Source organism: Sporosarcina sp. P29, from assembly GCF_002743265.1.
GTDB lineage: Bacteria > Bacillota > Bacilli > Bacillales_A > Planococcaceae > Sporosarcina.
This window is the reverse complement of record NZ_PDYX01000005.1, coordinates 122874-144497: the sequence shown is the minus strand read 5'-3', so window position 1 is coordinate 144497 and position 21624 is coordinate 122874. Positions and strand designations below refer to the sequence as shown.

Genomic DNA, 21624 nt, shown 5'->3' with positions numbered 1-21624 from the left:
ATTGACATTTCAATGAATTTCTGTAAAATGAACCTAATATGAAATTGTCATATGGAAAGCGTCGAGAAGGAAAGTACATAGTGGATACTCTGTAGAGAGGGTCATCTAGGCTGGAAATGACCTGAGTCGTTCACTATCGAAATGCACCTTTGAGCGATGAGCCGAAACTGTTAGTAGGCCATACGTATAGTCTGCGTTAAAGACATTAAGCGGGGAACAATTACGTTCTCAAGCGGAGTGGAACCACGCATTTAATGCGTCTCTGTCATCATGAGTGACGGGGGCGCTTTTTTTATCTCAAGAAATTTTTCTATAGTGGAAATCGCCGTCATGTGAAAGCAGAAAAAGGGGGAAGTTCATTGTTCAAACGTATGAAAGAAGATATTCGTTGTATTTTCGATCAAGATCCGGCAGCCCGCAGTACCATTGAAGTAGTCTTAACGTATTCGGGGTTGCATGCGATTTGGATGCACCGTATCGCGCATGTGTTTTATAAGCGTAATCTTCGGTTTTTGGCTCGTATCGTATCGCAAGTTAGCAGGTTTTTCACGGGTATCGAGATTCATCCCGGAGCCGTGATAGGCAGACGTCTTTTCATTGATCATGGAATGGGCGTAGTGATAGGGGAAACATGTGAAATTGGCGACGATGTAACACTTTATCAAGGTGTTACACTAGGGGGAACAGGAAAAGAAGGCGGGAAGCGACATCCGACGCTCTGTGATAATGTATTAGTTGCGTCCGGTGCCAAAGTACTTGGTTCCATTACGATTGGTGAGAATAGTAAGGTAGGAGCGGGTTCGGTCATCTTGAAAGAAGTGCCGCCCAACTCTACAGTGGTTGGAATACCAGGGAAAATCGTTATTTCAAATGGTGTACGTGTGAAGAATAAATTGGATCATTCTACGCAAGATCCTATTGCGGATGAAATTAAACGATTAGAAAAGCAAATTCAGGAGTTGAAGCTGCGTACTGAGCAGTTGGAAACCGAGAATGGAAAAAAGGGTGATTTACATGAGCATTCAACTTTATAATACATTGACACGTAAGAAAGAAAGGTTTGTTCCAATAGAAGAAGGAAAGGTCAAGATGTATGTCTGTGGACCAACCGTTTATAACTATATTCATATCGGTAACGCTCGTCCTGTGATTGCATTTGATACGATTCGTCGCTATTTGGAATATCGCGGATATGAAGTAAATTACGTCTCGAACTTCACGGACGTAGACGACAAAATCATTAAAGCAGCGAATGAGTTGAATGAAGAGGTCGGAGAATTAACTGAGCGTTTCATCGCCGCTTATCATGAAGATGTCAGTGCTCTTGGTTGTGAAGTAGCGACAGCGCATCCTCGCGTAACTGAACATATTGATGACATTGTGGATTTCATTCAAGTGCTTATCGATAAAGGATTTGCCTACGAATCTCAAGGAGATGTCTATTTCCGTACACGTCAATTTGAAGGGTACGGAAAACTTTCACACCAATCTATTGATGAATTAAAAGTGGGTGCACGGGTGGAAGAAAACTCAATCAAAACAGATCCTCTTGATTTCGCACTTTGGAAATCGGCAAAAGAGGGTGAAATCTCGTGGGATAGTCCGTGGGGCAAAGGTCGTCCGGGTTGGCATATCGAATGTTCGGTAATGGCCAAACAACTTCTCGGTGACACAATCGATATTCATGCAGGAGGGCAAGACTTAACATTCCCACACCATGAAAATGAAATCGCACAGTCTGAGGCGGCTACGGGTAAAACCTTCGCCAACTATTGGATGCATAATGGTTATATCAATATCGATAACGAGAAAATGTCGAAGTCTTTAGGGAATTTCATTTTAGTACATGATATTCGTAAGCAAATCGATCCGAAGGTACTTAGATTCTTTATGTTATCCGTGCACTATCGCCATCCGGTTAACTTTGCGCAAGAACTTGTGGAGAGTGCGGCAAATGGGTTGGAACGTATCCAGACAGCATACAGCAACTTGCAGCATCGTCTAACGATTTCGGCAGACCTGGCGGAAAATTCCGAGTCATGGTTAAATAAGATTAAAGAACAAATTAATGCATTTGAGAAATCGATGGACGATGACTTCAATACGGCAAATGCAATTGCAGCCATTTTTGAACTATCCAAACAGGCGAACGTTTACTTGCTTGAGAAAAATACAGATCGTCACGTGCTCCAGCAATTCATCGATGCCTTGGATCAATTAATGGGTGTACTCGGAGTACCATTTGATAGTGCGGATGAATTAGTCGATAACGAAATTGATGCGTTGATCCAAGAGCGTCTTGACGCTCGAAAGAACCGTGATTTTGCGCGTTCGGATGAAATTCGTGATGAACTAAAAGCGCGAGGAATCATTTTAGAAGATACAGCGCAAGGCACTCGCTGGAAAAGAGGGTAATGGTGTGGAGAATTTACGTGAAATAGACGTCAAACAGCTCAATGCACTTGCTCTTGCTTACATGGGAGATGCTGTATATGAAACGGCGGTCAGAGAGCATTTACTACGCTGTGGGCGAGTAAAACCACAAATTTTGCATAAGGAAGCTACGCGCTTTGTTTCTGCAAAAGCGCAGGCGCGAATTATCCTAACAATGAGAGATCAACAAATTCTCACGGAAGAAGAATTGGCGGTAATGCGCCGTGGCCGCAATGCGAAAGCGGGATCCGTCCCTAAGAACACTGATGTGACAACGTATAATTATAGCTCTGCATTCGAAGCGGTTCTCGGGTATGTACATTTATTGGATCGGCAAGAGCGTCTCGCTGAACTAATCGAGACGGCGATTCGACTGGTGGAGCATCCTGAGGAGGAGAAAGTATGACAGAGTTAGAAGTTGAGTTGATTGGTGGAAGAAACCCTGTTGTGGAGGCGTTGCGTTCAGGCAGACAACTGAATAAAATTTGGGTGGCAGAAGGCGTTAATAAAAAAAGTATCGGTGAAATTATGAAGCTAGCTAAAGAAGCGGGAGTAGTTGTGCAGACAGCGCCGAAGCAGAAACTAGATGGTATGACAGATCTGAGTCACCAAGGGATTCTCGCTTCGGTTGCTGCTTATGATTATGCGGAGCTGGAGGACTTATTTGCAATTGCTAAAGAGAGACAAGAAGATCCCTTCTTCATCATTCTTGATGAGCTAGAAGATCCGCATAACTTGGGATCTATCTTACGAACAGCTGATGCTTCAGGGGTTCATGGCATTATCATTCCGAAGAGACGTGCTGTTGGTTTGACAGGTGTAGTGGCGAAAGCGTCAACAGGTGCGATTGAACATATACCGGTTGTGCGCGTGAACAATTTGTCTCAAACTGTGGACGAGCTTAAGAAACAAGGGGTTTGGATTGCGGGAACAGATGCATCCAACTCCACGGATTATCGCCATATGGATGCTACGTTACCTTTAGCTGTCATTATTGGTAGTGAAGGAAAAGGAATGTCACGCATTTTACGTGAGAGATGCGATTTCCTTTATAGTTTGCCGATGGTTGGAAAAGTTACATCTTTAAATGCTTCGGTAGCGGCAGCGTTGTTGATGTATGAAGTTCTACGAAAGCGTCAATCCGCTCAGGCTACATCATGAAGAAAGATGTGCTGCTCGTTGATGGATACAACATCATCGGTGCGTGGCCTGAACTGCAACAACTGAAACAAGAAGATTTTGCGCAAGCGCGTGATCGACTCATCGAGCGGATGGCGGAATTCCAGGCGAACAGGGGATGGCGTGTTATCGTGATATTTGATGCCCACTTAGTACCGGGTATCGAAAAACGAAAAAAACAATACCGCGTGGAAGTCGTCTTTACAAGAGAGAACGAAACAGCGGATGAACGGATTGAAAAATTGGTATCCGAATTATCCAATCGCTTGACGCAAATTCATGTAGCTACTTCCGATCTTGTAGAACAATGGGTAGTGTTTGCCCAAGGTGCGCTTCGTATCTCTGCACGAGAGTTGGAAATTGCTATGAAAGAAGTGGATCGTGTAATTGCGCAAAGGTTAAAAAAGTCATTAGAACAACGCCCTCTATCAAAGATTCCTCTGACGGATGAAGTGGCAGCGGAATTCGAAAAAATGAGACGTGGTGGAAAATGAGTAGTTGACGTGGAAAATTACCGCGTCTATACTGACATATAAAACCAATTAGTACTCTGGGGTGGAGAGGTTGGTGCGGGACATGGAAAATGTTAAGAGTAAAAACGAATTTTCTAAACTAACTGATGAAGAGATGGTGGAATTGATCCATCTAGGGAATTCGGATGTATTAGATCATTTAATTACTAAATTTCAGCCGATTGTTCGAATGAAAGCAAGAACATATTTCATTATTGGTGGAGATCGTGAAGATATTATGCAAGAAGGAATGATCGGCCTCTATAAAGCGATACGTGATTTCCGTCCTGATAGATTGAGCTCATTTAAAGTCTTCGCGGAGCTGTGTATTACGCGACAAATTATTACAGCTATCAAAACTGCTACGCGCCAAAAACATATTCCGCTTAATACGTCTATTTCGTTGGACAAGCCGATGTACGATGAAGATCAAGAGCGAACGTTGCTGGATATTATATCGGGCTCTACATTAGATGACCCGGAAGACTTGATAATCCATAAAGAAAACTTTACATTCATGGAAGAAGAGATGAATAAAGTGTTGAGTGGATTGGAAAAAGAAGTATTAACATTGTACTTAGAAGGTCAATCCTATCGCGAAATTTCTGAAGTGCTGAATCGTCAAGTGAAATCGATAGATAATGCTTTGCAACGGATAAAACGCAAACTGGAACACTCGATGGCAATGGATCTGGTACGCTAAACATATCGAAAGTAAATTGACATGTCGCTGGTTAAATGGTACTCTTTAGCAAGACTATTGTCTTGAATTAGGTGAATTGAAATGTCAAAAAAAATAACTTTAAGCTGTGAGATATGTGGTTCGCGAAACTATTCTTTACCTGCCGGCAACAACAGCCGTGAGGGAAGAATGAGTATAAAAAAGTTTTGCAGTCATTGCAATGCGCATACATTGCATAAGCAAACCATTTGACCAGTTACATAGAGTTCGTGTTCAGAACGCTATGTCATTCGGAAGGGTTGGAGAAGAATGGGCAAGATTACCGATTTTTTGAAAAAAGTCGTTTCGGAAATGCGGAAAGTCAGCTGGCCGAAACGTAAAGAATTAACGAAGTATACTGTAGTCGTTATTTCGACGGTCATATTCATGGCTGTCTATTTCTTCGTAGTGGATCTAGGTATCTCTGGAGTAATGAAATGGTATACAGGTCTTTAATAAAGAAAGTATGAATAGCGTGAGAATATCCCGTTTTGATGAATAAACGGGTTTTTTCAGCTTTAATTTAAGGGAGGGACGGACGCGCAGTCCTCAATGTCATGGAAATGGATAAAAATTGGTATGTTGTGCATACGTACTCGGGGTATGAGAACAAAGTAAAGGCAAATCTTGAAAAACGTGTCGAGACAATGGGCATGTCAGATAAGATATTCCGTGTAGTCATTCCGGAAGAAGAAGAGACAGATATTAAAGATGGTAAAAAGAAAACGGTTATGCGTAAAACGTTCCCAGGTTATGTTTTGGTTGAATTGATCATGACAGATGACTCTTGGTATGTTGTTCGTAATACGCCGGGTGTTACTGGATTTATCGGTTCATCAGGTGGCGGAGCGAAGCCTACCCCGTTGTTGCCGGAAGAAGTAGAGTTCATCCTGAAACAAATGGGTATGAAAGAACAACGCGTAGATATCGATTTCGGAGTGGGTGAAAGTGTAACGGTGCTTGAAGGGCCGTTTGCTCACTTTGAAGGTAAAGTGGAAGAGATAGAAATGGATAAAGGCAAAGTCGTTGTAAGTGTTGATATGTTTGGACGCGAAACGAAGATGGAGCTTTCATTCGACCAAGTAGAAAAAATGGATTGATGGGTAATGGGAATTTTCCGCTTGCCAAATCTGTGTAATGGTGGTATCATTTCAAAGGTCAGACTTAGTCTGTACGGATTAACCAATTCTACCGACATCGTCGGCAGGCACATATTTGAGTGGGAGGGGCAACCCAATTACCACATCACGGACTTAAGGAGGTGTGTCTCGTGGCTAAAAAAGTTACTAAAGTAGTGAAATTGCAAATTCCAGCTGGTAAAGCAAATCCAGCACCACCAGTAGGGCCGGCATTAGGTCAAGCAGGTGTTAACATTATGGGATTCTGTAAAGAATTTAACGCTCGTACAGCAGATCAAGCTGGTCTTATTATTCCAGTTGAAATCTCAGTATTCGAGGACCGTTCATTTACATTTATCACAAAAACTCCGCCAGCAGCAGTATTGCTGAAGGTTGCAGCAAACGTTCAAAAGGGTTCAGGTGAGCCTAATAAAAACAAAGTTGCTACAGTTAAGCGTGATAAAGTTAGAGAAATCGCAGAACAAAAGATGCCAGACTTAAACGCGGCGTCAGTTGAAGCGGCGATGGCAATGGTCGAAGGTACTGCTCGCAGTATGGGATTCAAAATCGAAGACTGATTTTGGTTTTTCATAATACAGCAATTGTTTCAAGGTGAAGGCTGCGGTCGAATGTGATTCGCGGCCTTCATTAAGTGGGAGGTTTAATCCGTTAAAACCACAAATGAGGAGGAAAATTCTGATGGCTAAAAGAGGTAAAAAATTCGTAGATGCAGCGAAGCTTGTAGATCGTACTGCTACGTACACTGCGAAAGAAGCAATTGAACTTGCTAAAAAGACAACTACTACTAATTTTGATGCAACAGTTGAAGTAGCTTTCCGTCTTGGTATTGATACTCGTAAAAATGATCAGCAAATCCGTGGAGCGGTAGTTCTTCCAAACGGTACTGGTAAAACTCAGCGTGTATTAGTATTCGCTAAAGGCGAAAAAGTTAAAGAAGCAGAAGCTGCAGGCGCGGACTACGTAGGCGACGCAGAACTAATTGCTAAAATTCAACAAGGTTGGTTCGATTTCGACGTAATCGTTGCTACACCTGACATGATGGGCGAAGTTGGTAAGATCGGTCGCGTTCTTGGACCAAAAGGTCTTATGCCGAACCCGAAAACAGGTACTGTAACATTCGACGTAACAAAGGCTATTGAAGAAATCAAAGCAGGTAAAGTTGAATACCGCGCGGACAAAGCTGGAATTATCCACGCTCCGATCGGGAAAGCATCTTTCACTAACGAGAAGTTGGAAGAAAACTTCTTGACTATCTTTGAAACGATTCAAAAAGCTAAACCAGCTTCATCAAAAGGAACATTCATGAAATCGGTAAACGTTACGACAACTATGGGTCCTGCTGTTAAAGTAGATCCGTCAAGCGTTGCTGTTAAAAAATAATTGACAAGCATAAAGTGATCTGTTAAGATTACGCTTGTTATGATGATAACCATTTGTACCGAAGACAGCAGGTGTGGCTTGCCACTTAATGCTCCTGCCGAGGACAAGACGCTCTTTTTTAAAGATGACGACTTTTCTGCCCTCATGTCTTAGACATTGAGGGCTTTTTATATCGGTATAAGTGACCCTAATTACCAGGAGGTGTCAACATGAGCAAAATTTTAGAAGCTAAACAAGCGGTCGTATCGGAAGTCGCTGAGAAGTTGCAATCAGCAGCATCTGTAGTGGTTGTCGATTACCGTGGTCTAACGGTTTCACAAGTAACAGAATTGCGTAAACAACTACGTGAAGCGGGCATCGAGTTCAAAGTTTATAAAAACTCTATGGTGCGTCGTGCGACAGTAGTTGCAGGACTAGAAAGTTTGAACGAAAACCTTACAGGTCCAAACGCTATCGCTTTCTCTACAGAAGACGTAGTAGCGCCAGCTAAAATCTTAAATGATTTCGCTAAAAAGAATGAAAAGCTTGAAATTAAAGCAGGTGTGATCGAAGGAAACGTCGCATCAGCTGAAGAAATGAAAGCATTGGCTACTCTACCGTCTCGCGATGGTCTATTGTCTATGCTACTCAGCGTTCTTCAAGCGCCAGTACGAAACTTTGCACTTGCTACAAAAGCAGTTGCAGAACAAAAAGAAGAGCAAGGTGCTTAATTTCGCATTTTGACTATGACCGGAAAAAACTAGCCGGTTAAATACAACTTTCCAGGAGGAACTTAAAATGACTAACGCACAAATTTTAGACGCAATCAAAGAAATGACAGTTCTTGAACTAAACGACCTTGTTAAAGCAATCGAAGAAGAATTCGGCGTAACAGCAGCAGCACCAGTTGCAGCAGCCGGAGCAGTTGCAGAAGCAGCTGAAGAGCAAACTGAATTCGACGTAATCCTTGCATCAGCTGGAGATCAGAAGATCAAAGTTATCAAAGCTGTTCGTGAAATCACTGGCCTAGGATTGAAAGAAGCTAAAGCTCTTGTAGACGAAGCTCCTAAAGCTGTTAAAGAAGCAGCAACTAAAGAAGAAGCAGAAGAAATGAAAGCTAAACTTGAAGAAGTTGGCGCATCTGTAGAAGTTAAGTAATTTCTACTTCCCTGAGAAAAGCCCGTCTATTTGACGGGCTTTTTTCTTCATATACAGATATTGTAACTCTACGCAGGAGGTGTATGTATGGGAGAGCATTATTACTCAAAAACCCCACAAGTTTCAAGTGCCCCCAAGCAATGGAAGGCTGAGATTCGTAACAAAGTCTTTTCATTCACAACAGATGCTGGTGTATTCAGTAAAGGTAGTATAGATGAAGGATCAAAATTGCTAGCTGAAACGTTTAAAGAACCATCCATTGGGGGAGACTTCTTGGAAATAGGTTGCGGCTATGGACCGATTGCGTTGTCTATTGCATCGGATTTCCCTGAACGGCTTGTCCATATGGTTGACGTGAACGAGCGCGCGTTGGCTCTTTCTAAAACTAATGCCCAGCAAAACCAGATCACTAATATACAAATTTATGAAAGTAGTGGAGTCGATCATGTCCGATCAAATGACTTTGCTGCAATTATAACAAATCCTCCCATAAGAGCGGGTAAGCAAACGGTCTTTTCATTCTACGACGGTGCTTATGAAAAAATGGCTTCAGGTGGAGAACTATGGGTTGTCATTCAAAAGAAACAAGGAGCTCCATCTACGATGGATTACTTGAAGAAGTTGTTTGGTAACGTGGATACGGTTGCCAAGAAAAAAGGCTACTTTATTTTGGTGGCTAAAAAAAATTGACAGGATCAATTTCATGTAGTAGCATTATTAAATGCATAAATATTTATATTGCAGCTGTATGCCCTTTTGTGTGATGTAGTAGAGGAAAAGGTATATTGATGTTTGGATAAAGATTGTGAAATCGAAAATGAGCTCTTGTCGGAACTCGTTTTCTTTTTGTTTTTTCGAAGTCACAGCGGAATTTCTGATTTTGCAAAAAACTAATATTGTCTTAATGAGGGGTGAATGAGTTGACAGGTCATTTAGTTCAGTATGGTCAACATCGTCAGCGTAGAAGTTTCGCGCGAATCAAGGAAGTACTCGATTTGCCGAATTTAATTGAAATTCAAACGGCATCTTATGAGTGGTTCTTAGAAGAGGGGCTACGTGAAATGTTCCGGGATATTTCTCCTATCCAGGATTTCACAGGTAACTTGTCCTTGGAATTTATCGATTACAAACTGGGCGAACCAAAATATCCGGTTGACGAATCAAAAGAGCGCGATGTGACATATGCCGCACCACTTCGTGTAAAAGTACGTCTTCATAATCAAGAAACCGGCGATGTGAAGGAACAAGACGTTTTCATGGGAGATTTCCCGCTTATGACAGAAAACGGAACATTCATTATTAACGGAGCGGAGCGTGTTATCGTTTCACAGCTCGTTCGATCGCCAAGTGTTTACTACAATGATAAGACGGACAAAAATGGTAAGCGTGGATTTGGCGCTACTGTTATTCCGAACCGCGGAGCGTGGCTTGAGTATGAAACAGATGCAAAAGACGTAGTACATGTCCGTATCGACCGTACTCGTAAGTTGCCAATCACTGTTTTATTGCGTGCATTAGGCTTCTCTACCGATCAAGAAATTATCGATTTAATCGGTGATAATGAATATTTACGGAATTCATTAGAGAAAGATAATACCGAGACTTCAGAAAAGGCGATGCTTGAGATCTATGAGCGACTTCGTCCAGGTGAGCCACCAACACTAGACAGCGCAAGAAGTCTTTTGTATTCACGATTCTTCGATCCGAAGCGCTATGATTTAGCGAATGTCGGTCGCTATAAAATGAATAAAAAGCTCCACTTGCAAAATCGACTGTTTAATCAAACAGCTGCTGAGACACTTGTCGACCCTGAAACAGGCGAGATTTTAGTGGAAAAAGACCAGCTGATCGACCGACGTACATTAGATAAATTACTACCATTTTTATCTCAAGGTATCAATTCTGAGTCGATCGAACATGTAGGGTCTATATTGGAAGAGCCAATGGTTATCCAGACGCTAAAGATTTACGCACCGAAAAGTGAAGAAAAACAAGTGATTAATGTTATATCTAACGCTGAAGTAGACGAGTCTATTAAACATATTACCCCGTCAGATATCGTTGCTTCTGTCAGTTATTTCTTTAACCTCTTGCATGGTGTAGGAAACACAGATGATATTGACCATCTTGGAAATCGTCGTTTGCGTTCTGTTGGTGAATTACTTCAAAACCAATTCCGTATCGGTCTTTCTCGTATGGAGCGTGTGGTTAAAGAGAGAATGTCTATCAATGACACGCAATCTATAGTGCCACAACAACTGATCAATATCCGTCCTGTTATCGCATCTATTAAGGAGTTTTTCGGAAGCTCGCAGCTATCTCAGTTCATGGACCAAACAAATCCATTGGCTGAATTGACGCATAAGCGTCGTCTATCTGCACTAGGACCTGGTGGTTTGACACGTGAACGAGCAGGAATGGAAGTTCGTGACGTTCACTACTCTCACTATGGTCGTATGTGTCCAATTGAAACGCCTGAGGGGCCGAACATTGGACTCATTAACTCGTTGTCTACATTTGCGAAAGTGAATCGATTTGGTTTCATTGAGACTCCTTATCGTAAAGTAGATCCTGAAACGGGTCGTGTTACTGCACAAATTGATTATCTGACAGCTGATATTGAAGATAACTATGTAGTAGCACAAGCGAACTCACTGCTTGATGAAGACGGATCATTTACGAATGAAGGCGTGGTAGGGCGTTTCCAAGGGGATAACACTGTATTCCGCCGCGAGCAAATTGACTATATGGACGTTTCACCTAAGCAAGTGGTTTCAGCAGCTACTGCATGTATCCCGTTCTTAGAAAACGATGACTCTAACCGCGCTTTGATGGGTGCGAACATGCAACGTCAAGCAGTTCCTTTATTGAATCCTGAAGCGCCATTTGTTGGTACTGGTATGGAACATATCTCTGCGCGTGATTCAGGTGCGGCTGTTGTTTCTAAACACCACGGTATCGTAGAACACGTAGAAGCAAAGGAAATTCGTATTCGTCGTATTGAAGAAGTGGGCGGTAAAGAAGTGAAGGGTGACCTTGTCGTTTGCCGTTTATCTAAATTCATTCGTTCGAACCAGGGAACTTGTTATAACCAACGTCCGATTGTAAAAGTTGGCGACCGTGTAAAACCGCTTGATATTCTTGCGGACGGACCATCAATGGAACAAGGAGAACTTGCGCTTGGCCGTAACGTTCTAACTGCATTCATGACATGGGATGGTTACAACTATGAGGATGCGATTATCATGAGTGAGCGTCTGGTGAAAGATGATGTATTCACATCTGTTCATATCGAAGAATATGAGTCGGAAGCACGTGATACAAAGCTTGGACCAGAGGAAATCACGCGTGATATTCCAAACGTCGGAGAAGATGCATTGCGCAACTTGGATGACAGAGGAATTATCCGTATTGGTGCTGAAGTGCGCGATGGTGATATCTTGGTCGGTAAAGTAACGCCTAAGGGAGTTACAGAATTGACTGCGGAAGAACGTCTTCTACATGCAATCTTCGGGGAGAAAGCGCGCGAAGTCCGTGACACTTCATTACGTGTACCTCACGGAGCAGGTGGAATCGTTCTAGATGTGAAAGTCTTTAACCGTGAAGATGGAGATGAGTTGTCTCCTGGAGTAAACCAGTTAGTACGTGTATATATCGTACAGAAGCGTAAAATCTCTGTCGGGGATAAGATGGCAGGACGTCATGGTAACAAGGGTGTTATTTCCCGAATTTTACCTGAATCAGAAATGCCGTTCCTTCCAGATGGTACGCCGATCGATGTCATGTTGAATCCACTAGGTGTTCCATCACGTATGAATATCGGACAGGTCCTTGAAATGCACCTTGGTATGGCTGCACGTAGTCTAGGTATTCACACAGCTTCTCCTGTATTTGACGGTGCAAACGAGGAAGATGTTTGGGCTACAATGGAAGAAGCGGGTATGAACCGTGACGGTAAAACAATGCTATACGATGGTCGTTCAGGTGAACCATTTGATAACCGCGTATCAGTAGGCGTTATGTACTTGATCAAACTTGCCCACATGGTAGATGATAAGTTACACGCACGTTCTACTGGACCATACTCACTCGTTACACAGCAACCACTTGGCGGTAAAGCCCAGTTCGGTGGACAGCGTTTCGGGGAAATGGAAGTGTGGGCACTGGAAGCATACGGTGCCGCTTATACATTGCAAGAAATCTTAACAGTCAAATCTGATGACGTCGTAGGTCGTGTGAAAACATACGAAGCGATCGTCAAAGGCGATAGCGTTCCTCAACCGGGTGTACCAGAATCATTTAAAGTACTAATCAAAGAACTTCAGAGTTTAGGATTAGACGTTAAAATGTTGACGGAAGACTTTGAAGAAATTGAGCTTCGCGATCTAGATGACGAAGAAGATATGCAACCAACTGACGCATTGAACTTGATGAAAGAAGATCAACCGATCGCCTAAACTACAAGCGAAAAGCACTGATCTGTAATATAAATAAACAAACAAAAACGAATAGAAGAGGGCTTCGAGCACCCTCTTCTATTCTATTCAGTAAGAAGAACGTCTTACGTGAATGCGCTACTACAAGTTAAGTTGATTGATAAGCCGTTATGGCGATTAGACTAAAGGGAGGTTGGCTCCTTGATAGATGTTAATAATTTTGAGTATATGAAAATCGGCCTTGCTTCACCTGACAAGATTCGTTCTTGGTCATATGGAGAAGTGAAAAAGCCTGAAACGATCAATTACCGTACACTAAAGCCAGAGAAAGACGGATTATTCTGTGAGAGAATTTTCGGTCCGACAAAGGACTGGGAATGTCACTGTGGTAAATACAAGCGGGTTCGTTACAAGGGCGTTGTTTGTGATCGTTGTGGTGTAGAAGTCACGCGTCAAAAAGTACGTCGTGAACGAATGGGTCACATCGAGCTTGCAGCACCTGTTACACATATTTGGTACTTCAAAGGAATTCCTAGCCGTATGGGCTTGATCCTAGACATGACGCCACGTGCGTTGGAAGAGATTATCTACTTCGCGTCTTACGTAGTTGTCGAACCGGCAGATACGCCACTTGAGCGCAAGCAGTTGCTTTCTGAAAAAGAGTACCGTTTATACCGTGAAAAGTATGGTTCTAAGTTCCAAGCAGCAATGGGTGCTGAAGCAATCGAGCAACTACTTCGTGCAATCGACTTGGATAAAGAAACAGATTCATTAAAAGAAGAGTTGAAAACAGTACAAGGTCAGCGTCGTACACGCGCAATCCGACGTCTGGAAGTTGTGGAATCTTTCCGTAACTCCGGAAATCGTCCGGAATGGATGGTATTGGAAGTACTTCCTGTTATCCCTCCCGAATTGCGTCCGATGGTACAGCTAGACGGAGGACGTTTTGCGACATCCGATTTGAATGATCTTTATCGTAGGGTTATTAACCGGAACAACCGCCTAAAGCGACTATTGGATCTAGGAGCGCCTGGCATTATCGTTCAGAACGAGAAGCGTATGCTTCAAGAAGCAGTAGATGCACTTGTAGACAATGGTCGTCGCGGAAGACCTGTAACAGGTCCAGGTAACCGTCCGTTGAAATCCCTTTCTCATATGCTGAAAGGTAAGCAAGGGCGCTTCCGTCAGAACTTACTTGGTAAACGCGTAGACTATTCTGGTCGTTCGGTTATCGTAGTAGGTCCTAACTTGAAAATGTATCAATGTGGTCTACCTAAGGAAATGGCGATCGAGCTATTTAAGCCGTTTGTTATGAAAGAATTAGTAGAACGCAACTTGGCGCATAACATTAAGAGTGCGAAACGTAAGATTGAACGTCTTCATTCCGAAGTATGGGATGTATTAGAAGACGTTATTAAAGAACATCCAGTACTTCTTAACCGGGCACCGACGCTTCACCGTCTGGGAATCCAGGCGTTCGAGCCGATACTGGTTGAAGGTCGCGCTATTACGTTACACCCGCTCGTATGTACAGCTTATAACGCTGACTTCGATGGTGACCAAATGGCTGTTCACGTACCGCTATCTGCTGAAGCACAAGCTGAAGCACGTCTATTGATGCTAGCTGCTCAAAACATTTTGAACCCGAAAGATGGGAAGCCGGTTGTAACTCCTTCACAGGATATGGTGCTTGGAAACTATTACTTAACAGTCGAGCGTAAAAACGCAGCTGGAGAAGGTTCTGTGTTCAGTGATCCGAATGAAGCGTTAATTGCGTATCAAACAGGACATGTTCACTTGCATTCCCGCATCGCGGTTCAGGCAGGTAGTATTAAGAATCCTACATTTACGGATAAGCAAAATAGTCAGCTATTGTTAACGACGGTAGGTAAAATCATATTCAACGAGATTCTACCTGAGACGTTCCCGTACATCAACGAACCGACGAATTACAACTTACAAGTGGAAACGCCTGGAAAGTATTTCATCGACGGCACAGTTAATGTTAAGGAGCACTTGCAAGAAGCAGAACTGATCACACCATTTAAAAAAGCAATCCTTGGGGAAATTATCGCGGAAATCTTCCGCCGCTTCCACATTACAGAAACTTCTAGAATGTTGGATAGAATGAAAAACCTAGGATTTAAATATTCTACTCGTGCTGGAATTACAATCGGTATTTCTGATATCGTGGTCTTGCCGAATAAAGCAGAAATCCTTCATGAAGCGCAAGAAAAAGTGGATAAAGTCACGCAGCAGTTCCGACGCGGTTTGATTACCGAAGAAGAGCGTTACGATCGTGTTATCTCTTATTGGAGCCATGCGAAGGACGTCATCCAGAATAAGCTAATGGATTCATTGGATATCGAAAACCCAATCTTCATGATGAGTGACTCTGGAGCCCGTGGTAACGCATCGAACTTTACACAGCTTGCTGGTATGCGTGGACTAATGGCCAACCCGGCTGGACGGATTATCGAACTTCCGATCAAATCTTCCTTCCGTGAAGGTCTGACAGTACTCGAATACTTTATCTCTACACACGGTGCGCGTAAAGGTCTTGCCGATACAGCATTGAAGACTGCCGACTCAGGTTACTTGACTCGTCGTCTCGTAGATGTGGCACAAGATGTTATTGTTCGTGAAGAAGATTGTGGAACTGACCGCGGTCTTGCTATCACTGCTTTAACAGAAGGTAATGAAATGATTGAAACATTGCTTGAACGTATTGAAGGTCGTCACACGAAGAAGACGATCAAACATCCGGAAACGGGCGAAGTTATTCTTGCGAAAAACGGATTAATTACTGCGGACATAGCGAACATAGTAATTCAAGCCGGTATCGAAGAAGTAACGATTCGTTCTGCGTTTACATGTAATACGAAACACGGCGTATGTAAAAAATGTTACGGTATCAACTTAGCTACTGGAGAAACGGTAGAAGTAGGGGAAGCAGTGGGAATCATTGCGGCACAATCTATCGGTGAACCAGGAACGCAGTTAACGATGCGTACATTCCACACAGGTGGAGTTGCCGGAGATGATATTACACAAGGTCTTCCGCGTATTCAAGAGATTTTCGAATCTCGGAATCCGAAAGGTGTAGCGGTTATTTCTGAAATTGCTGGTACTGTAATTGAAATTGATGAAATCCGTGAAGGTTTAAAAGAGATCACTATTGAAGGTGAAGTAGAAACACGTAAATACCCTACGTTGTACAATGCGCGTTTAAGCGTAGAAGTAGGCGATGTGGTTGAGCGTGGGCAAACTATTACCGAAGGTTCTATTGATCCTAAACAATTGATCGTAGTAAAGGACGTTTCAACTGTACAAGAGTATCTGTTGAAAGAAGTTCAAAAAGTTTACCGTATGCAAGGTGTAGAGATCGGTGATAAGCACGTTGAAGTGATGGTACGTCAAATGCTTCGTAAAGTTCGGGTAATTGAAGCAGGAGACACTGATCTTCTTCCAGGTTCATTACTGGATATCCACCAATTCTCTGAAGCGAATGCAAAAGTGTTGTTAGCGGGTAAAGTCCCAGCTACTTCACGTCCTGTAATTCTCGGAATTACGAAAGCTTCACTTGAAACAGAATCATTCTTGTCTGCGGCATCGTTCCAAGAAACAACAAGAGTTCTTACAGATGCAGCTATCAAAGGTAAAACAGATGAGTTGCTAGGTCTGAAAGAAAACGTCATTATCGGGAAATTGGTCCCTGCAGGTACTGGAATGCAGAGATACCGCCAAATCAAGATGCAACATGATGGGGTAGAAGAAACTATTACAGCTGAATAAAAATAAACGGGACATCGTTCCCGTTTGTTTTCTTAAAATTGTTGACAAGTCATTGTAGAGATGATAATATACAAAAGGTTGATAGTTGTTGACCGTTAACTTTTCGGAAAGAAAAATGTTCTTTCGAATAAGTGCAAGGCGATAAGCAATCATCATTATAAAATAACAGTAAGCAGAGATCTCTGGAGTTACTGTCACCCGTTTTTGTGTGTGCACGCACAAAAACTTTGTTTTTACTTAAAAATGAACCACCTGGGTGTGTGGTATTATAAAAAGCTCGGAAGGAGGAACAACCTGATGCCTACAATTAATCAATTAGTCCGTAAACCTCGTAAATCGAAAACGGAAAATTCTAAGTCACCGGCTCTAGGAAAAAGCTATAACAGCTTTAAAAAGTCTATGACAAACGTGAACTCACCACAAAAAAGAGGTGTTTGTACACGTGTTGGTACTATGACTCCTAAGAAGCCAAACTCGGCACTACGTAAGTATGCTCGTGTTCGTTTAACTAATACATTGGAAGTAAACGCATATATTCCAGGTGAAGGCCACAACTTGCAAGAACACAGTGTGGTACTAATCCGCGGAGGACGCGTAAAAGACTTACCGGGTGTTCGTTACCATATCGTACGTGGGGCACTTGATACAGCTGGAGTTACTGGCCGTATGCAAAGCCGTTCAATGTATGGAGCTAAAAAGCCTAAAGTTAAGAAGTAATACAAAACTAACAATATTGAAAGGAGGAACTAATTATGCCTCGTAAAGGTCCTGTAACAAAACGTGATGTACTACCTGATCCGATTTATAATTCCAAGCTTGTAAGCCGCCTTATCAACAAAATGATGGTAGACGGTAAAAAAGGTACTTCTCAAAAAATTCTTTATGGAGCGTTCGAAATTGTTAAAGAACGTTCTGGACAAGAGCCAATCGAAGTATTCGAAGCAGCTTTAAATAATGTAATGCCAGTTCTTGAAGTGCGCGCTCGCCGTGTAGGTGGAGCTAACTATCAAGTACCGGTTGAAGTACGCCCTGAACGTCGTTCTACTCTAGGCCTTCGTTACCTTGTAAACTATTCACGTACACGTGGAGAGAAGACAATGGAAGAACGTCTAGCGAACGAAATTCTTGATGCATCAAACAACACAGGTGCTTCTGTTAAACGCCGTGAAGAAATGCACAAAATGGCTGAAGCCAACAGAGCATTCGCTCACTATCGCTGGTAAGGTCGGATAAACAACAGCAGTAATCCGAAACGGAAGGAGATTACAAAATGGCTAGAGAGTTCTCATTAGAGAATACTCGTAACATTGGTATCATGGCTCACATTGACGCTGGTAAGACAACGACAACAGAGCGGATCCTTTTTTACACAGGTAAAATCCACAAAATTGGTGAGACGCACGAAGGTGCATCACAAATGGACTGGATGGAGCAAGAACAAGAACGTGGAATCACGATTACTTCTGCTGCAACAACAGCAGCATGGAAAGGTCACCGCGTAAACATCATCGATACACCGGGACACGTAGACTTCACAGTTGAAGTTGAACGTTCACTTCGTGTATTGGATGGTGCTGTAGCGGTACTTGATGCACAATCAGGTGTTGAACCACAAACAGAGACAGTTTGGCGCCAGGCGACAAACTACAAAGTACCACGTCTCGTATTCGTAAACAAAATGGATAAAACAGGTGCTGACTTCCTTTATTCAGTAGGTACACTACGTGACCGCCTACAAGCGAACGCACACCCAATCCAATTGCCAATCGGCGCGGAAGATAACTTCTCAGGAATTATCGACTTAATCGAAATGAAGGCAACTATGTATCCAAATGATCTAGGAACAGATACAACAGTGGAAGAAATTCCGGCTGAGCATCTTGAACTAGCTAAAAAATACCGTGAGAGCCTAATCGAAGCTGTTGTAGATTTCGATGAAGATCTTATGGAAAAATACCTTAGCGGTGAAGAACTTACAATAGAAGAACTTACAACGGCTATTCGTAAAGCTACGTTGGCAGTTGAATTCTATCCTGTTGTTTGTGGTACTGCTTTCAAAAACAAAGGTGTACAACTAGTATTAGATGCGGTAGTAGACTACCTACCATCACCACTTGATGTACCACCAATGATGGGCTTCAACCCTGACACTGAAGAAGATGAAGTGCGTGAGTCGACTGACGAAGCGCCATTCTCAGCACTAGCATTTAAAGTTATGACGGATCCTTATGTAGGTAAACTTACATTCTTCCGTATTTACTCTGGTATTCTTCAAGCAGGTTCTTATGTAACTAACTCTACAAAAGGCAAGCGTGAGCGCGTAGGACGTATCCTGCAAATGCACGCTAACAGCCGTGAAGAGATTTCTGAAGTACACGCGGGTGAAATCGCTGCTGCTGTAGGTTTGAAAGATACAACTACTGGAGATACACTATGTGATGAGAAGTCATTGATCATTCTTGAATCAATGGTATTCCCAGAGCCAGTTATCTCTGTAGCAATCGAACCTAAAACAAAAGCGGACCAGGATAAAATGGGCCAAGCTCTTGGTAAGTTACAAGAAGAAGATCCAACATTCCGTGCGCATACAGATCAAGAAACAGGAGAAGTAATCATTGCAGGTATGGGTGAACTTCACTTGGATATTATCGTTGACCGTCTACGCCGTGAATTTAAAGTGGAAGCAAACGTGGGTGCACCACAAGTTTCTTACCGCGAAACATTCCGTGAGTCAGCTGAAGTCGAAGGTAAATTCGTTCGTCAATCAGGTGGACGTGGACAGTTTGGTCACGTATGGATCGAATTTGGTCCAAACGAAGAAGGAAAAGGTTTCGAGTTCGTAAACAACGTTGTTGGTGGTTCTGTTCCTCGTGAATACATCCCAGCAGTTGAAGCAGGAGTTCGTGATTCACTAGATAACGGTATTTTGGCTGGATATCCTTTAATCGATGTCAAAGCACGCCTGTTTGACGGATCTTACCATGACGTTGACTCCAACGAAATGGCATTTAAGATCGCTGCGTCAATGGCTTTGAAAAATGCTGCATCAAAATGTAAACCTGTAATCCTTGAACCAACTATGAGAGTAGAAGTTATCATTCCGGAAGAATACATGGGCGATATCATGGGTGATATTACATCACGCCGTGGCCGTGTAGAAGGTATGGAAGCTCGTGGTAACGCACAAGTAGTTCGTGCAATGGTTCCACTTGCTGAAATGTTCGGTTATGCAACATCTCTACGTTCAAACACACAAGGCCGCGGAGTATTCTCAATGGTGTTTGATCACTATGAAGAGCTACCAAAGTCTATTGCAGAAGAAGTAATCAAGAAAAACAAAGGTGAATAATAAAGTTCATCCTTGTTTCCTATAAAAAATACTTGTAAGATATGGATAGTCGAGAGGACGCTTTCGGCTTTCATACTATAAAAACTAATTTTTTTAAATAAAGGGAGGACCTCTAAAATGGGTAAAGAAAAATTCGACCGCTCCAAGGAGCACGCAAACGTAGGAACAATTGGTCACGTTGACCATGGTAAAACAACTTTGACTGCTGCAATCGCAACAGTTCTTTCTAAAGCACAAGGTGGAGAAGCAAAGTCATACGCTGACGTTGATAACGCACCTGAAGAAAAAGAGCGTGGAATTACTATCAGTACTTCACACGTTGAGTACGAAACTGACAAGCGTCACTATGCACACGTTGACTGCCCGGGTCACGCTGACTATGTTAAAAACATGATCACTGGTGCTGCACAAATGGACGGCGGAATCCTAGTAGTATCTGCTGCTGATGGCCCAATGCCACAAACTCGTGAGCACATCCTTCTTTCACGTCAAGTAGGTGTTCCTTACCTAGTTGTCTTCATGAACAAATGTGACATGGTAGATGACGAAGAACTACTTGAATTAGTAGAAATGGAAATCCGTGAACTTCTTTCAGATTACGATTTCCCTGGTGATGATATTCCAGTAATTAAAGGATCAGCACTTAAAGCTCTTGAAGGAGAGCCAGAGTGGGAAGAAAAAATCCTTGAACTTATGCAAGCAGTAGATGACTATATCCCAACACCAACTCGTGACACTGACAAGCCATTCATGATGCCTGTTGAGGACGTATTCTCAATTACAGGTCGTGGTACAGTAGCAACTGGCCGCGTTGAGCGTGGAGTTGTTAAAGTCGGAGATGTTGTTGACATCATCGGTCTTGCTGAAGAACCAAAAGCTACTACTGTAACTGGTGTAGAGATGTTCCGTAAACTTCTTGACTATGCAGAAGCTGGCGACAACATCGGTGCTCTTCTTCGTGGTGTAGCTCGTGAAGATATCGAACGTGGACAAGTTCTTGCTAAGCCAGGAACAATCACTCCACACACTCAGTTCAAATCTGAAGTGTATGTTCTATCAAAAGAAGAGGGTGGACGTCACACTCCATTCTTCTCAAACTACCGTCCTCAGTTCTACTTCCGTACAACTGACGTAACAGGTATCATTCAACTTCCTGAAGGCGTAGAAATGGTTATGCCTGGGGATAACGTTGAAATGACAGTTGAACTTATTTCTCCTATCGCGATTGAAGAAGGTACTAAATTCTCAATCCGTGAAGGTGGACGTACAGTTGGAGCTGGCGTTGTAGCAACAATCACAAAATAATTTGTTTTGATCCCGCCCTTGAGGCGGGATTTTTTGTTTTTAGAAAAAGTATATAATTGCAGTTATGTAATAGAATATATTTTTAATTGCTCAGTAAACAATAGAGAAATTAAATCTTTACTTGGACTTCGAATCACGTGCAAAACACAAAGAAAGCTGATAGTATAGTAAACGGATTAAAAGTTAAACTAATTTCTTCAAAAGGGTTGCACAATCCTTTTATATTATGTATAATGTT

General features: G+C 42.6%; 20 protein-coding genes and 2 other annotated features. All 20 genes read left to right on the top strand.

Features of this window, described 5'->3' with window-relative positions:
• Positions 1-52 precede the first annotated feature (52 nt).
• Positions 53-267 (top strand) — a binding site (T-box leader).
• 92 nt (positions 268-359) lie between these two features.
• The 20 genes from cysE to tuf all read left to right on the top strand — a co-directional run bounded on the left by cysE (position 360) and on the right by tuf (position 21386).
• Positions 360-1034 (top strand): serine O-acetyltransferase, encoded by a 675-nt coding sequence (gene cysE / locus CSV68_RS06765; RefSeq protein WP_099633786.1) that lies wholly within the window; start codon positions 360-362, stop codon positions 1032-1034.
• Positions 1015-2415, top strand: coding sequence for a cysteine--tRNA ligase (cysS, locus tag CSV68_RS06760; protein WP_099633787.1), 1401 nt, complete (start codon positions 1015-1017; stop codon positions 2413-2415). Before cysE ends, cysS begins: the two co-directional genes overlap by 20 nt.
• 4 nt (positions 2416-2419) lie before the next feature.
• Positions 2420-2839: a Mini-ribonuclease 3 gene (locus CSV68_RS06755; protein WP_099633788.1), complete on the top strand. Its 420-nt coding sequence runs from the start codon at positions 2420-2422 to the stop codon at positions 2837-2839.
• Complete coding sequence (gene rlmB / locus CSV68_RS06750) at positions 2836-3594, top strand: 23S rRNA (guanosine(2251)-2'-O)-methyltransferase RlmB (RefSeq protein ID WP_099633789.1); 759 nt, start codon at positions 2836-2838, stop codon at positions 3592-3594. The genes CSV68_RS06755 and rlmB overlap by 4 nt, the downstream gene beginning before the upstream one ends.
• Entirely contained in the window at positions 3591-4106 is a 516-nt protein-coding gene (locus CSV68_RS06745) for an NYN domain-containing protein (protein ID WP_099633790.1), read from the top strand. Before rlmB ends, CSV68_RS06745 begins: the two co-directional genes overlap by 4 nt.
• 82 nt (positions 4107-4188) lie before the next feature.
• Positions 4189-4827 carry an RNA polymerase sporulation sigma factor SigH gene (gene sigH / locus CSV68_RS06740; protein ID WP_099633791.1) on the top strand — a complete coding sequence of 213 codons (639 nt, stop codon included), beginning with the start codon at positions 4189-4191 and terminating at the stop codon, positions 4825-4827.
• 81 nt (positions 4828-4908) lie between these two features.
• On the top strand, positions 4909-5058 hold the full coding sequence (gene rpmG, locus CSV68_RS06735; protein WP_099633792.1) for a 50S ribosomal protein L33: 150 nt from the start codon (positions 4909-4911) through the stop codon (positions 5056-5058).
• Positions 5059-5115: 57 nt separating this feature from the next.
• Positions 5116-5301, top strand: coding sequence for a preprotein translocase subunit SecE (secE, locus tag CSV68_RS06730; protein ID WP_085132026.1), 186 nt, complete (start codon positions 5116-5118; stop codon positions 5299-5301).
• A gap of 107 nt (positions 5302-5408) precedes the next feature.
• Complete coding sequence (gene nusG, locus CSV68_RS06725; protein ID WP_099630597.1) at positions 5409-5945, top strand: transcription termination/antitermination protein NusG; 537 nt, start codon at positions 5409-5411, stop codon at positions 5943-5945.
• Positions 5946-6115: 170 nt separating this feature from the next.
• A complete protein-coding gene (rplK, locus tag CSV68_RS06720) occupies positions 6116-6541 on the top strand; it encodes a 50S ribosomal protein L11 (RefSeq protein ID WP_029053289.1) in 426 nt (141 codons plus the stop codon).
• 121 nt (positions 6542-6662) lie between these two features.
• Complete coding sequence (gene rplA, locus CSV68_RS06715; RefSeq protein ID WP_099633793.1) at positions 6663-7364, top strand: 50S ribosomal protein L1; 702 nt, start codon at positions 6663-6665, stop codon at positions 7362-7364.
• 40 nt (positions 7365-7404) lie between these two features.
• Positions 7405-7543, top strand: a sequence feature (ribosomal protein L10 leader region).
• Between the two features lie 30 nt (positions 7544-7573).
• Positions 7574-8074, top strand: coding sequence for a 50S ribosomal protein L10 (rplJ, locus tag CSV68_RS06710; protein ID WP_099633794.1), 501 nt, complete (start codon positions 7574-7576; stop codon positions 8072-8074).
• 67 nt (positions 8075-8141) lie between these two features.
• Positions 8142-8501, top strand: coding sequence for a 50S ribosomal protein L7/L12 (rplL, locus tag CSV68_RS06705; protein ID WP_085427471.1), 360 nt, complete (start codon positions 8142-8144; stop codon positions 8499-8501).
• Positions 8502-8588: 87 nt separating this feature from the next.
• Positions 8589-9191, top strand: a complete 603-nt coding sequence (locus tag CSV68_RS06700) for a class I SAM-dependent methyltransferase (RefSeq protein WP_099661744.1) — start codon at positions 8589-8591, stop codon at positions 9189-9191.
• A gap of 221 nt (positions 9192-9412) precedes the next feature.
• On the top strand, positions 9413-12958 hold the full coding sequence (rpoB, locus tag CSV68_RS06695; protein WP_199168427.1) for a DNA-directed RNA polymerase subunit beta: 3546 nt from the start codon (positions 9413-9415) through the stop codon (positions 12956-12958).
• A 180-nt stretch (positions 12959-13138) separates the two neighbouring features.
• The gene (rpoC, locus tag CSV68_RS06690) at positions 13139-16732 is read left to right on the top strand and encodes a DNA-directed RNA polymerase subunit beta' (protein WP_099633797.1); all 3594 of its coding nucleotides are present in this window, start codon (positions 13139-13141) and stop codon (positions 16730-16732) included.
• 297 nt (positions 16733-17029) lie between these two features.
• A complete protein-coding gene (rpsL, locus tag CSV68_RS06685) occupies positions 17030-17449 on the top strand; it encodes a 30S ribosomal protein S12 (protein ID WP_085132019.1) in 420 nt (139 codons plus the stop codon).
• A gap of 35 nt (positions 17450-17484) precedes the next feature.
• Positions 17485-17955: a 30S ribosomal protein S7 gene (gene rpsG / locus CSV68_RS06680; RefSeq protein ID WP_029053281.1), complete on the top strand. Its 471-nt coding sequence runs from the start codon at positions 17485-17487 to the stop codon at positions 17953-17955.
• Positions 17956-18002: 47 nt separating this feature from the next.
• Positions 18003-20081: an elongation factor G gene (fusA, locus tag CSV68_RS06675; RefSeq protein ID WP_099633798.1), complete on the top strand. Its 2079-nt coding sequence runs from the start codon at positions 18003-18005 to the stop codon at positions 20079-20081.
• Between the two features lie 117 nt (positions 20082-20198).
• Positions 20199-21386, top strand: a complete 1188-nt coding sequence (tuf, locus tag CSV68_RS06670) for an elongation factor Tu (protein WP_099633799.1) — start codon at positions 20199-20201, stop codon at positions 21384-21386.
• Positions 21387-21624: the final 238 nt, after the last annotated feature.